16 protein-coding genes are annotated in these 13163 nt (G+C 30.6%); 7 read left to right on the top strand and 9 right to left on the bottom strand.

All coding sequences use genetic code 11. The features are described 5' to 3' along the window. Positions 1 to 87 precede the first annotated feature (87 nt). The gene (aroQ, locus tag ACE193_RS06150; protein ID WP_375562129.1) at positions 88 to 528 is read left to right on the top strand and encodes a type II 3-dehydroquinate dehydratase; all 441 of its coding nucleotides are present in this window, start codon (positions 88 to 90) and stop codon (positions 526 to 528) included. Between the two features lie 64 nt (positions 529 to 592). Next, the gene (locus ACE193_RS06145) at positions 593 to 1024 is read left to right on the top strand and encodes a DoxX family membrane protein (RefSeq protein ID WP_375562128.1); all 432 of its coding nucleotides are present in this window, start codon (positions 593 to 595) and stop codon (positions 1022 to 1024) included. Positions 1025 to 1029: 5 nt separating this feature from the next. Here ACE193_RS06145 and ACE193_RS06140 read toward each other — a convergent pair whose 3' ends face one another. The 4 genes from ACE193_RS06140 to ACE193_RS06125 all read right to left on the bottom strand — a co-directional run bounded on the left by ACE193_RS06140 (position 1030) and on the right by ACE193_RS06125 (position 3241). Further along, positions 1030 to 1836 (bottom strand): SDR family oxidoreductase, encoded by an 807-nt coding sequence (locus ACE193_RS06140; protein WP_375562127.1) that lies wholly within the window; start codon positions 1834 to 1836, stop codon positions 1030 to 1032. A 26-nt stretch (positions 1837 to 1862) separates the two neighbouring features. Beyond that, complete coding sequence (locus ACE193_RS06135) at positions 1863 to 2123, bottom strand: hypothetical protein (RefSeq protein ID WP_375562126.1); 261 nt, start codon at positions 2121 to 2123, stop codon at positions 1863 to 1865. A gap of 95 nt (positions 2124 to 2218) precedes the next feature. Then, complete coding sequence (locus tag ACE193_RS06130) at positions 2219 to 2413, bottom strand: hypothetical protein (RefSeq protein WP_375562125.1); 195 nt, start codon at positions 2411 to 2413, stop codon at positions 2219 to 2221. Positions 2414 to 2416: 3 nt separating this feature from the next. Next, entirely contained in the window at positions 2417 to 3241 is an 825-nt protein-coding gene (locus ACE193_RS06125) for an Rpn family recombination-promoting nuclease/putative transposase (RefSeq protein ID WP_375562124.1), read from the bottom strand. Positions 3242 to 3640: 399 nt separating this feature from the next. On the opposite strand from ACE193_RS06125, the gene ACE193_RS06120 reads away from it, so the two are divergent. Further along, positions 3641 to 4996 (top strand): NAD(P)/FAD-dependent oxidoreductase, encoded by a 1356-nt coding sequence (locus tag ACE193_RS06120; protein WP_375562123.1) that lies wholly within the window; start codon positions 3641 to 3643, stop codon positions 4994 to 4996. Between the two features lie 58 nt (positions 4997 to 5054). Here ACE193_RS06120 and ACE193_RS06115 read toward each other — a convergent pair whose 3' ends face one another. Further along, positions 5055 to 7010, bottom strand: coding sequence for a DUF3857 domain-containing protein (locus ACE193_RS06115; RefSeq protein ID WP_375562122.1), 1956 nt, complete (start codon positions 7008 to 7010; stop codon positions 5055 to 5057). 180 nt (positions 7011 to 7190) lie between these two features. On the opposite strand from ACE193_RS06115, the gene ACE193_RS06110 reads away from it, so the two are divergent. From ACE193_RS06110 to ACE193_RS06100, 3 genes are all read left to right on the top strand, one after another. After that, the gene (locus ACE193_RS06110; RefSeq protein WP_375562121.1) at positions 7191 to 7745 is read left to right on the top strand and encodes an RNA polymerase sigma factor; all 555 of its coding nucleotides are present in this window, start codon (positions 7191 to 7193) and stop codon (positions 7743 to 7745) included. A 30-nt stretch (positions 7746 to 7775) separates the two neighbouring features. Next, on the top strand, positions 7776 to 8417 hold the full coding sequence (locus tag ACE193_RS06105; RefSeq protein WP_375562120.1) for a hypothetical protein: 642 nt from the start codon (positions 7776 to 7778) through the stop codon (positions 8415 to 8417). A 101-nt stretch (positions 8418 to 8518) separates the two neighbouring features. Then, positions 8519 to 8893 (top strand): DUF4870 domain-containing protein, encoded by a 375-nt coding sequence (locus tag ACE193_RS06100; protein ID WP_375562119.1) that lies wholly within the window; start codon positions 8519 to 8521, stop codon positions 8891 to 8893. Positions 8894 to 8968: 75 nt separating this feature from the next. On the opposite strand, the gene ACE193_RS06095 is transcribed toward ACE193_RS06100, so the two are convergent. From ACE193_RS06095 to cobT, 3 genes are all read right to left on the bottom strand, one after another. Next, the gene (locus ACE193_RS06095) at positions 8969 to 9298 is read right to left on the bottom strand and encodes a HesB/IscA family protein (RefSeq protein WP_375562118.1); all 330 of its coding nucleotides are present in this window, start codon (positions 9296 to 9298) and stop codon (positions 8969 to 8971) included. Positions 9299 to 9331: 33 nt separating this feature from the next. Next, a complete protein-coding gene (locus ACE193_RS06090; protein ID WP_375562117.1) occupies positions 9332 to 9781 on the bottom strand; it encodes a DUF2141 domain-containing protein in 450 nt (149 codons plus the stop codon). Positions 9782 to 9893: 112 nt separating this feature from the next. Next, a complete protein-coding gene (gene cobT / locus ACE193_RS06085; RefSeq protein WP_375562116.1) occupies positions 9894 to 10940 on the bottom strand; it encodes a nicotinate-nucleotide--dimethylbenzimidazole phosphoribosyltransferase in 1047 nt (348 codons plus the stop codon). A gap of 272 nt (positions 10941 to 11212) precedes the next feature. Here cobT and ACE193_RS06080 point away from each other — a divergent pair, with 272 nt between their 5' ends. Beyond that, entirely contained in the window at positions 11213 to 11359 is a 147-nt protein-coding gene (locus tag ACE193_RS06080; protein ID WP_375562115.1) for a hypothetical protein, read from the top strand. Positions 11360 to 11488: 129 nt separating this feature from the next. Here ACE193_RS06080 and ACE193_RS06075 read toward each other — a convergent pair whose 3' ends face one another. Further along, on the bottom strand, positions 11489 to 13090 hold the full coding sequence (locus ACE193_RS06075; protein ID WP_375562114.1) for a T9SS type A sorting domain-containing protein: 1602 nt from the start codon (positions 13088 to 13090) through the stop codon (positions 11489 to 11491). Positions 13091 to 13163 lie beyond the last annotated feature (73 nt).

Here is a 13163-nt window from a genome sequence, read left to right as displayed (position 1 = left end):
TTGAAAAAATCAATTAAAATATGCTTTTTGCAGAATAAATATAGAAATAAACCTATAAGGTTTTCAATAGGTTTGAATAAATAAACTATGAAAAAACAGTTATGGATAATAAATGGTACAAATCTCAATCTTTTAGGCAAACGAGAGCCGTCTATTTATGGAAATCAGTCATTTGAAGCGTATTTTGAAGAATTGCAACACGATTTTTCGGATAAATCAGTAGAATTACATTATTTTCAATCTAATCACGAAGGCGAAATTATAGATAAATTACACCAAATTGGTTTTAATGCTGATGGTATAATTTTGAATGCAGGAGCTTTTACACATACTTCGGTTGCTATTGGGGATGCCATTTCAAGTATTTCTACACCTGTCATTGAAGTTCATATTTCGAATACTTTTGCACGAGAAGAATTTAGACATAAAAGTTATTTGAGTGCAACCTGTATTGGTGTAATTGTAGGTTTTGGAATGGAAAGCTACCGTTTGGCATTAGAATTTTTTGAAAGAAAGTTTAATAATTGATTTTAAATAAATATTTGTTTTTATTTCATTTGTAATTTATCACGTACAATTTACCATTTCATTTATGTTACTAGATATACTTTCATTTTTTACTAATCCAGCAGAAGCCAAGTTGTTTTTACAAATAATTTGCTCACTATTTTTAGCTATTTTATTTATTCAATCTGGCTTTAATAAGGTTTTTCGTTGGGACGAAAACTGGTCTTGGCTTGTCGATCACTTCAAAGACTCGTATTTGGAAAAACCGATAACTCCTCTTTTAGTTATTGTTACTATTTTTGAAGTAGCAGCAGGTGTTTTTAGTGCTATCGGAGTTATAACACTTTTACTTACAGGCGATGTAAAATTTGCTTATATAGGAGCTGTTTTGGCAACTATCAATATTACAATGCTCTTCTTTGGTCAGCGAATTGTCAAAGATTATGTAGGTGCAGCTAATTTAGTGGCGTATTTTATCTTGTGTGTAATGGCAACTTATATTTTGGGTGGAATATAAATATTTTATTCAGGAGTTTGTTTTCTAGCAATATTGAAAAATAGATTGGGGAAAAATCGTCTTAGATATAACCCTAAACGCTCTTTTCCAAAAGGTTTGCCTACATAAGTTTCTTTTTTTTGATTCTTGATAGCCTGCAAAATTTGATGAGCACATTTGTCAGCAGGATAACCTTCGCCTGTGTTTTTACCCATTTTGGCAAATGTTTCTCCTGTTTCTGTGAGTGCGTTTATGGCAACATTGGTACGAATAAAACCAGGGGCAATCATCGAAACTTTTATATTATCATTATAAAACTCAGCTCTAAGTCCATCAAAGAAACCATACAAAGCGTGTTTTGAGCTTGAATAAGCACCACGCATAGGAGTTGCTAATTTCCCCAAAACACTCGTAATTACTACAAAATGTCCAGTTTGATTTTCTACAAAGTGAGGTAAAATTGCTTTTGTAAGTCCGACATAACCAAAATAATTGACTTCCATAATCTTGCGATAAACTTCCATTTTGGTATCTTTTATATACGAACGCTGACTAATTCCTCCATTATGAACTAGAATATCAACCTTTCCAAAAAATGAAATTGCTTCTTTTGTTTTTTCTTCAAAATCAGATTTTGTCAAATCTAAAGGAAGAATAGCTATATTTTCCCTGTTTTGGCTTATTTCTTTTACTCTTGCTAATTCTTCAATTCTTCTTGCTGAAATAATGATTTTCGTATCAAGATTCAGATTTGATAGTGCATAAACAAGCTCTTCTCCAATTCCAGAAGATGCACCTGTAATCCAAACTGTTTTGTTTTTGAAGTAATTCATTTTTTAGTGGTTTAGGTTTTTAAAAACTACGCTTCTCCATTTACCCTGAAATTATAATGCTGTTTTTTTGATAGATTAATTTTAAGATTAAAGTAACAACTTCCTCCATCTTTAACTTGCACTATTTCTTGTCTCCAATTGCTTTCTGTGTTTCTACAAAAGCAGTTTATCCAAACTTCTTTCTCTCCAAGTTTGTTTTTTACCACTATATACTGTCTATAATAATCGCCTATTTCAATTTTATTTCTTGTAGCTTGATTATGACTTTCAATAGATTCTCTAATCAATTCTTCTATTATTTTAAAATCTGTACTTGTTAATTCTGATTTTTCTGCATCTTCAAATACTTGATGAAGTCCATCTTTTTGATAGTCTAAAATAGCTATTTTTGAAGTATCAAGAGTAAATTTTTGACTAATTGTACATTTCTTTCGTGATTGCTTTTTTCAATGGCATCTCCAATAGCTGTATCAATTACGTTTCTTAAATCTCTATATATTTTTAAAGATTCAAAAGAGTCGCCATGTATTTTTGCATACTCTTCGTAAGTATTAGGGCAAAATTCTTCTAGTGTCATAATTTAGTTATTTTTTAGTTTTTCTACTTCGGTTGTAGATAATTTTAAAATTTGAGATATTTTCTCAATCGGCATTCCTTCCTTCAATAAGTCTTTGGCTATTTCTATATGACTTTCTCTTACAGCCGTATCAATTACATTTTTCATATCTCTATACACTTTCAAACTATCTTGATACGCATATTTTTCTTGTTCGTTATACTTTGTAATTTCAGCAATTTCAAATACTTTTTCAAACATACTTGTCTTTAATTTATCTGGAATTCTGTCTAATCTATGCAAATTTTTGAGTACATAAAGCCATTTATCAAATTGTGTTTCTAGTTCGTCAATCGTTTTATTGAACTTTGGCATTTCTAAATAAATGAACAGCAATTTATCATAAAAAACTTCTTTCGTTGACTTTTCCATTAACGCTACATCGTGCCTTAGCTGGTCTTTGTGTGTATCATCAAAAACAAAATCCATTATAGAAATGGTATAAACCCCTTGTAATTTAAAATTCCACTCACCTCTCTGTGCTTGTTCTTGAATGGGAAAAGTAGAATAATAAATACTTCTATCTTTAAAATAATTCTGTTTTGCTTTCTGTAATTCTATAATAAAACGCTCGTCTTTTTCATTTCTACAATACAAATCAAAAACAGCTTTTCTGTCTGTATCTCCTCTTCCTAAATTTTCATTTTTTAGATACGTAATTTCTTTTATTACTCCTCTTTCTGTAAAAAGTTGATTCAAAAAATCTAATAACAAATCTTTGTTTGCTTCTTCTCCAAATATTTTTTTGAAACCAAAATCAGTAAATGGATTTATATATCTTTCAATCATATTATCTTTATTAATTTAATCGGAATCTTCTCAACACTTATAACTAATTCTACTTTATAAAGAAGGTGTTTAAGAATGAGTTTTGTACGTATTTTTGTTGGTGTCGCTATGCTAAAACACCAACAAAGGCAGTGTCATTTTTCCATAGAATTGGGTTTGCAAACCCAATTCTATGGAAAAATGAACATTCTTAAAACCATTTCAAATAGAATAATCAAATTTACTCAAAAAAATCAAATTATTCCACAAAGAAAACTATCTAAAACTCTTCTATTTTACAATAAAATACTAACATAATCTAAACTTACTAAGCTAATTTACGTTCAATAAAGCGACTTTAGTTAGTCAAACTTAAAAATTAGAATACTAAAACGCCTTTTTAATAAAAAACAACTTATTATGTTAGTGCCTGCCACAAACTCGGAACTCAATTTTACATCAGAGCTACACATTCCTGCTGCCAACAAACCACGTATTGTGATTATTGGAGGAGGTTTTGCTGGATTAGAACTTACCAAAAAACTACGTTCGGTTGATGCTCAAATTGTGATGATTGATAGGTATAATTTTCATACTTTTCAGCCTCTTTTGTACCAAGTAGCGACAGCAGGATTAGAAGCCGATGCTATTGCAGGACCTTTGCGTAAAGTTTTGAAGAGTAGTAAAAGTAAGTCTGATTTTTATTTTAGAGTAGCTACTGTTACCGAAATTCATCACGATAAAAGTACAGTAGATACCAATTTGGGAACATTACGCTACGATTATTTAGTGATTGCGAATGGCTCAAAAACTAATTTTTATGGTAATAAATCGATTGAAGAAAGAGCATTTGCACTCAAACAAGTTCCTCAAGCATTAGCGATTCGTAATCACTTATTAAAGAATTTTGAAAAGGCACAGCTTGCCGAAACTATTGAAGAGCAGCAATCTCTTATGAATGTAGTTATTGTTGGTGGAGGTCCAACAGGTGTAGAAGTGGCTGGGGCTTTAGGAGAATTGAAATTACATGTTTTGCCAAAAGATTATCCTGAATTGGATTTTAGAAGAATGCAGATACACTTGGTAGAAGCAGGAAAAGGTCTTTTGAATGGAATGACAAATAATGCAAGCCGAAAAGCAGAAGAATATCTAAAAGATTTTACAGTTCAGATTTGGAAAGAAGTAAGTGTAAAAGCATTTGATGGGAGTCATGTAGAGCTTTCTAATGGAATGAGTTTGCCTTCTACTACACTTGTTTGGGCAGCAGGAGTTACAGGAAATTTGATAAAAGGATTGCCAGAAGAAGCAATCATGAAAGGAAATAGAATTATTGTAGATGAGTTTAATAGAGTAAAAGGAATCGATAATATTTTTGCTTTGGGTGATATTGCTGCCATGGTTTCGGAAGACCACCCAAAAGGTTTTCCAATGCTTGCACCAGTAGCCATGCAACAAGGAAAAGCACTTGGCGATAATCTTGAAAGAATGCTCAATAAAAAAGAAATGAAACCATTTAAGTATTTTGATAAGGGAAGTATGGCAACTGTTGGGCGAAATCGTGCTGTTGTGGATTTACCTAACAAAATGAGTTTTCAAGGCTTCTTTGCTTGGTTTGTATGGCTTTTTGTTCATTTGATGTTTATAATTGGTTTCAAAAATCGTTTTATTATTCTTACAAGCTGGGTTTGGAATTATTTTACGTATGACCGTAGCAATCGTTTGATTATTCCAACTGAAATAAAATCTAAAAAAGCAGAAGAAGAATTGTATGTTTAGATTTAACCCCTAAGAGTCTTCACAGACTCTTAGGGGTTAATGAAAAAGGGTGAATAAATTACCTTTGCAAAACAATATTTTGTCGATACGCTTTATGCAACTGTTTTACCATTTCATTCCAGTTTCTATATTCTGAAATAGGTAAAATCAAATAATTGCTATAAACGGTATGTTTTAGAATTATCTGTTCGGAAGTACGGGTGTATTCTACTGAAAAACCAAAATATTCTGAATCATAATTTTGATTTTGAGGTAAATACTTTACTGCTGCACCTCTTGGAAGTTCTAGCACATAAACTTGTGTTTTTTCGAATTTATAATTTGCACTTACAGGCGTTTTTCTTAAACTATCAATTTCTGTATTTCTCCAAATAGGATTTAAGTGAAGATTGATATAAAACTCGCTATACAAAGCCTGTGTATGATTTGGAATGTCATATTCATAATTTATCTGCAATGGTTTTTCTCTTTTGGTAGGCAGAATTTCTGTTTTTTTGAGTTGTAATGTTGGCTCATGAGGATTTAAAAGACGTTTGAAGGCTTCAGTTTCTTTTTCTTTATCTTGAAATTGTAAATAAGGAGCTATTGTAGTTTTGGGAAATCCTTTTAAAATTATACTTCCTGTTATAGTTATTTTTGCGCTTTCAATTTTTACTTTTGCACTATCATAAACAATATTTTGAGAGTAAGGTGTAGAATCAACCTTCAAAACTTCAAAGTTTTCAGAATCAATCGCTACTAAAGCCTCTTTATTTTGTGTAAAATAAGAAGGAGTACCAAATATTTCTTGATTTCCTGTAGCATCTAAAAAATAATTCTTTCCATTAATTTTTGCAACCACAATCATGTGATTATCCACCAATGGAATAGGAGTTTGAGAATAAGAATAAGGTAAATCTCTAGAACCCAACCACGCAAAATGTGCCTCAATTCCTTCAATACGCAACATTGCTAAAAGTGCGCTTGCCATATCCTTACAATCTCCATATTTTCGTTTACAGACTTTTTCGGGGTGTGCTGGTCTGAAACCACGTTCTCCATCTTCAAAAGCAATATACTGAACTTGAGTAGCAATCCAATCAAAAATAGTTTTAGCTTTTTTTAGTTGTGTGGTATCATTGGCTGTCAATCCATCTACAAAATACTCTAATTCTGGAAACTCTTTTAGTGTATCAATTTCGTGTATAAATGGATAATACCAATTATATAAATCTTTTATAGAAGATGATAAGGGAGTTTTTTTGATTTCATCATCATCATTTTGAGTAGTTTTTAGACTTCTATTTTTGATAAACAAAACTATATGAGGTTCGTAATAACGAAGGTTAGGTGAAGATTTTTCGTCTGTATATTTTGGTGCATTTTCTAAAGCCCACGTATAAATTTTTCTATTTCCTTGTATTTCTTCTGTAAAGTTGATTTTACTCGTATCCATTCCAAAAAGCTGAAAACCAATTTCTATATTATTAGCTACCGAAACAGAAATTTCTGTTTTTTTAGAAGGAATATAAGAAGTAAAGAAAAAACTACCCAAAAAACGAGGTTCTAAAAGCTCTTCGGTATAAGCAAGATGGGTTTGTGTTCCTGCTGTGATATTAGAAAATAGAAATACTTTTTCTTTTACATCATTATAAAAAACATCATCAGAAACGGCATCACGAGTTTGAAAATTATTAACCTGTTTTTTTTGTATTCCCTCAGCAGTCTGTACCAAAGAATAAGCATCAATAGCTGATATTTTGGTGTAATCTGAATACGTAATTGCTTCTTGTGCGTAGGCTTGTGAGTGAAGGCGCAAATGCAACATGCGTGATTCTATCTGTGAAATAATTTTGAAACTATCCTTTTTTACATCAAAATCAATAGTTACTTTTTTGTTGCGATAAACAAAAACAGCTTTTTCTTTGGGATAAAATTTTCGATATTCTTCTAAAATAGAATTTTGTGAAAAGCCATCATTCCAAAAAGAAAAATAAAATAAAAAGAGAAGAAAGAGAAAAGAATATTTTTTCATGAATAATTTTAATTACAATTAGTTAGGATAGTTTTTATGATTTATACTATTCAAATGATTAGCCATAATTTTTAAAATAGAAAGTAGTAAGAACTAAAATAATTTAATTTTTTTGAATAATTCTGTGAGAAAATACAAACTCTGACGAATAATAGAGTAAACAAACACGTCATCAAAATTATGTTTATCAAAAAAATACTCCGAAGAAAACAAAAAGAACCTCCTCTAAAACAGTCAGCAGAAATAAACAAAGAATTTTTGCAGGTATTGGAAGCAAATAAAGGAATCATTTATAAAATAGCTAATTCGTATTGCAAAGAACCAATGGACAGACAAGATTTGGTACAAGAAATTAGTTATCAGTTGTGGAAATCTTTTAAAAAATATGATAAAACCTATCAATTATCAACTTGGATTTATAGAATTTCTTTGAATGTAGCGATTTCTTTTTACAGAAAAACAAAAAAAAGAACTCGTTATGAAAGTAATTTTGAAGGAAACGAACTCCTTTATTTTGAAGAAAACGAAAATCCAGTAGATGAAAACTTACAACTACTGACTACTTTTATTTACCAACTCAAAGAAATAGATAAAGCAATTATTCTACTGTATTTGGAGGATAAAAATCAGACTGAAATTGCTCAAATAATGGGCTTATCATTGAGTAATATTTCTACAAAAATTTATAGAATCAAAAAAATATTGAGCAAAAAATTTCAAAATCTTAAAAAATAAATCATTTATAACAAATCAAAATATATCATCATGAACGAAATAGAATTAAAACAAATGTGGCAAAACTATGATTCTCAGCTTAATGAAAGTTTGACTATCAATAAAGAAATCTTGAAAGAAGTAAAACTAGGAAAGGTAAATCAACTCATCAACTCTATAAGTTGGACAAGGATTATATCTATATTTATTGGTATAGTTTGGATTATTGGAATAGATTCTATTCTTGTTTTGGCTTTTGAAGTAGAAGGTTATTTTCTCTTCTTTTCTCTTTTGATTCATTCAATGATTACCAAAATTGCGATTGGAATTTCTATTTACCATCTTTTTTTGATTAAACAAATGAATGAAATGGATTCTGTTGTTGAAATACAGAAAAAAATAGCAGATTTTAGGCTTACAACACTTACAACTGTTCGGTTATCACTCTTGCAACTCCCTATTTTTACGACTTTTTATATCAATTCTGAAATGATTGTTACAATGAATTTGACAGCTTGGATTATTCAGATTTTAATTACTTTGATGTTTCTATTTATGGGAATTTGGTGTTTTCTAAATTTTACACCCAAAAACAGTAATAAAAAATGGTTTAGGCTTTTCTTTTCTGATAAAGAATCTATAAATCTAAAAAAAGCTGATGCTATTTTGGAACAGTTAGAAGAAAATAAATAAAATTATTTTTCGATGGGTCTTTTGAATTGTTTTTTTTGTATATTAAAGTCAAAGCCAAATTTTATTTTTTACTAATTTTAAAAAACCAACTACTAAAAATTATGGAATCTCAAGAATCAAAACAATCAAAAAACTTTTCAGATATAGAAACAGCGACTGAAAGAAGTCTTACTATTTCCGAAAAAGAAAAGTCAAATGGTATTATTGCTTATATTACCATCATAGGATTAATTATAGCTTTTGTTCAAAATCAAGAAGAAAAATCAGAATATGTAAACTTTCATGTTCGTCAGATGATAGGATTGGCTCTTATCGGAATTGCAGTAAGTTGGATTCCATTTGTAGGTTGGATTATTGGTCTGGCTACTATTGTTTTTTGGATAATAGGACTTATGGGAGCTATGAATGGAGAGCGCAAACCTGTTCCTATTGTAGGAGAGCATTTTCAAGAGTGGTTTAAAAGTGTAGGTGCTTAAAGCTATCTGAAACTATAAATCATATAAAAATGACCAATAAAATAGATTATTGGTCATTTTTTTGTCTTGAAATAATTACTTTACTTCTGCTAAAGTTTTGGGTTGAAAAACAAAACCTTGTTCGCTGCTTCGCTCTTCAAAATCAATTTCTAATCCTATCAAAAACAACATATCTTTTTTTTGATAAATAACTTCTAATTTTTCATTATTATTTGCAGGGTTTTCTAAAAAATAAGATTCATCTTCTTCTTTTTTCTTATCAAAACCCAAACGAAAATTAACTCCACTACAACCATTTCCACCCTGTACAATCAAGCGCAAGCCGTATTCTTTTGGGATACTTTTAGTTTCTAAAATAGTTTGAATATGAGAAAATGCTTTATCAGTAATAGTAACAGGAATCATTTTTTAACAAGATAATATAAATTGAGAATTGTTTTAGTTTATAATTTTGACTTTTTGAATGGTATCACTTTCTATTTTAAAATCAGCTTCATCAAAATCAGGTGCACTCATCGTCGGTTTGTAATTGGTAGAAAACCCGTAACCTTCTTTAGGTATTCCGAACATATTGCTATCCATTTCATTATTGCCATTTTCATCATGGAATAACGCAAAAGCATACTCTCCAGTTTCCAAATCTGTAAAGGTAATTGTTGCTTTTTTGTCTTTGATATTTACTTTCATTTTTTTGATAGCCTTTGAGTCGTCTTTTGGAAAACCTTCTTCTCCTTTAAAAAGAGCTATCATTATTGTTCCTTTGTCACTTTTGATATTCGAAACTTCTACTGTGAGAGTGTGTTGAGCAAATGTGTAGCTAGAAAACGAAAAACTAGCCATAAATAAAACTATAAATAAAGCTTTTTTGATAAAGTGAATCTTTTTCATAATTGGTTTGATATGAGTTAAAAATAAATTACTTCTTAACTACTCTATTATTATACCAAATGTTTGTGAAATTAGCAGGTAAAATGTGATTTTTAGTAGATTTTATGTTGTATTACACTTTTTCTGAGGATACTCCAGCCGTTTCGAAAGAAGCCATATTATTCAGAAAGCTGACAGCCGATTCTAATAGAGGATAAGCAATGGCACAACCTGTCCCTTCTCCTAATCGCATTCCTAATAAAAGAAGTGGCATTGCTCTCAAGTGTTCTAGCATGTGAATGTGTCCATATTCACCAGATTGATGAGAAAAAATCATATATTCTTTGCTTTGTGGATAAAGTGCATGGGCTATCATGGCAGCCGAAGTAGCAATAAAACCATCTACCAAAATAACTATTTCTTGTTGGGCAGCTTCTAACATTGCACCTACCATGTGAGCAATTTCAAATCCTCCAAAGGTACATAATACTTCAAAAGGTTTTAGGTTTTTTGGATATTTTCGGTCGGCTTGTTTTAAGAGTGTAAGTTTTTTTTGTATTCCATTTTCATTTAATCCTGTTCCACTTCCTATACATTCAGCAAGTTTTATACCTGTCAAGTGATGCAAAATAAGAGAAGCAGAAGATGTATTTCCAATTCCCATTTCTCCAAAGCCGATTATATTTGTTCCGTTTTTTGCAATATCTTCTACGACTTTACTTCCTTGTTTGATACATTTCCAACCTTCTTTCTCTGTCATGGCAGGTTTTTCCATAAAATTATTTGTCCCAGAGGCTATTTTTAAGTTTAAAAAATTGTCTTGCATTTCTTCAAACTCTCCTTTTACTCCTGCATCTACTACTAGAAGTTCAATATTATTTTGCTTAGAAAATATATTAATAGCTGCTCCACCACTCAAAAAATTCTTTACCATTTGATAGGTTACTTCTTGTGGATACTGACTAACACCACTTTCTGCAATACCATGATCAGCAGCAAAGACAACAATGTGAGGATTTGTAAGCGTTGGGGAAAGTGTTTGTTGAATAAGTCCTATTTGAAGAGCTACCCCTTCTAATCTTCCTAATGAACCTAACGGTTTGGTTTTTTGGTTTATTTTGCGCTGTAATTCAGGCCGTAAACCCAAAGAAGGAGCTGAAATAGTAAAGGATAATGACATACAACAATAATAATTAATAAAATAGGTGTTAGATTTTTTCAAAAATACAATACTTTATTTGATTCACAATAAAAATAGTCTAAAAAAGTTGTATAGAAAAAAGAATTTTCATTGCTTTGTCATATTAATGCAATTTGTATTTTTTAAGTATATACAACCTTTTCTTTCCGAATAGAGTATTATAAGGTAACGTTTATTCATTGTTATGTTGCTTGTTATATCTCATAAATAGCTATCATTTTCATTTTTATTACTCTCAATTTATTTTACTTATGCGTTCTATTTGTTTTCGTCTTTTTATTGTTTTTACGTTTTTAGCTTTTGCTAGTGTAGGTACTTCTTGTCAGCGTTCTGCTTGTTATGTCAAGCCAAAAGCAGCTAAACAGAAACGAGCACATTATAATAATCAGTACAAATAATTTTCTATTCTTGATTAGAAATACTGTTTTTTTAGGAAAGATGTATTTTTTTCTAAAACTAAAAAAGCCATTACAATTTCTGTAATGGCTTTTTTAATTTTGTCTTTGATGAAGATTGAAACTATATTTTTATTCCTTTATAATACGAATATGTTCTGTTCCCTCTTTTGTATTTACCTTTAATAAATACATTCCAACAGGAAGATCTCCAATATATAATTCAGTTTTAGTATTCCATTTTTTTACTTCTTGTCCCTGAACATTCAGAAGAGATATAGATATAATCTCTGATTTTGATTTTATATTTAGGACGTTAGTAGCAGGATTTGGATATACAATAGAATTGATTTCTGAATTTTGTATAGCAGCAGTCATTTTTCTACTTGGAGTATGTCCACCTCCTTGTGGTGTAGTAGTTGTTCTACAAGCTCCCAATGATGGACAAAACTCGTATGCACCAATATCTACTGTTCTTTCTAATATTCTACTATTTCCTCCTAATCCTCTAGTCATACTGACAGGAATAAATGAGTTACCTCCTGCATTGCGAGCAGGTGAATTGTTACTTAATTTTAGAAAATCAGTAGAGTTAGGATTAGTGCTAACAAACTGAGGATTTGCTACTATAGTATTTGTGAAACTGACAGTAGTTTGAGGATTAATTAGGCTTGTTGTATTGATAGAAGTATTAAATAGACAGTTTTTGAAATTATATATACCACCTGCCATATATCTATTTACAGAAGGGTAGCCTATGTTGTAAAAAATGCAGTTTTCATAAGTTTGCTCATTCATTGACAGGAACATTTCAGAGCTTGAAAACGTACAATTAGTTGCTACAAGTTCTGATGCTCCATATATATGGAATTGAAGAAAAGGATAATTAGAAGGAGGGTGTAAGGTAGAAAAGATAGAATTACTTGCTTCCACATGAGAGTTATGATTAGCAGTAATTGAGCTGTGCATAAATTTACATCTATCAATAACTATATTACTAACCTTGTTTTGTATAGAGTTTGAATAACAACGGATACTTGAATTTTTAAATGTTGTCTGAGATATATTTAGATCTAAGTCGTCTGGGCTAATTACATAGACATGAATACCAGTATCTATTGTAGCCGATGTGGTAAAGCTGCTTCCTACTATTGTAGATGTAAACCTAGTAAGTGCTCCACCTGAGACAATTCTTGAATTATAAAAGGAGCAGTTTATAATTTTTGCGTTAAATGAAAGAGCAGAGTTTATAATAATTCCGTTTGTAGCATTTCCATTTTCACCACGAAAAAATAAACCGTTTAATATTGTTTGGTTACCCAAATTTTCATCTACTTCAATACCCACATTTTGTCTATGTTCAATAGTGGTAGTAGTTTCATTGAAAAAACGAGTAGCATTAATCAACCAATCGGGTAGTATGCTTCCACTAGAGTTTGTGCGTACATTATAGCCACCCCAAATTTGCACCCCATTTTTTAGTTGAAAACCACTTGCAGGTGTAGGATACATTCCATCTGAGACACGTACTATACCAGCTACTCCATTTGAAGAAAACGTAGCTGCTGCATCATCAATTCCGTCTTGTAAGTTATTGTAAGCACTAGACCAAGACAATCCATTCCCCCCTGCTGGTGCATCTATGTCGACATAAAAATAGCTTTGTGCTTGAGCTTCTATTCCTAAGAATAAGAAAGCTATAAATAGAATTAATTTAAAAGAAATATTTTTCATGACTAAGAAAATTTGTATGAAGTACATTAGACAATTTGAAGTAGATTAAATAAGCCATTGCAACTTTTGTAAT

This window comes from Bernardetia aquimarina (genome assembly GCF_042180575.1).
Lineage (GTDB): Bacteria > Bacteroidota > Bacteroidia > Cytophagales > Bernardetiaceae > Bernardetia.
This window is presented reverse-complemented; position numbering and strand designations above follow the sequence as displayed.